Origin of the sequence: Mesorhizobium sp. LMG 17147 (assembly GCF_024297145.1) — a bacterium.
Classification (GTDB): domain Bacteria; phylum Pseudomonadota; class Alphaproteobacteria; order Rhizobiales; family Rhizobiaceae; genus Mesorhizobium.
In genome coordinates, this window is record NZ_JANCTC010000070.1 from 1 (window position 1) to 248 (window position 248).

Consider the following 248-nt stretch of genomic DNA (forward strand, 5'->3'; position numbering starts at 1 on the left):
CGTCAGATGCGGTGTCTCACGCAGACGCGCCTCGATGAAGGCACGGTGCGGCTCCAGCACCCTCTTGCGATGTCCGCCCATCTTGCCAGGCGCAACCGAGCCAGTCGCCCGATGGCGCTGCAACAACTTCACCGCCGCCGAAACCGAAATGCCGAACCGTTTCGCGGCCGACCGGCGGCTCTCGCCACCCAAAACCGCCGCTACAACACGTTCGCGAAGATCATCCGAAAGCGGTCGCGTCATCCGAT

General features: G+C 64.5%; 1 pseudogene. It reads right to left on the reverse strand.

From position 1 onward, the window contains the following. A pseudogene (locus tag NMG46_RS29615) lies at positions 1-243 on the reverse strand (IS630 family transposase); the annotation flags it as partial. Positions 244-248: the final 5 nt, after the last annotated feature.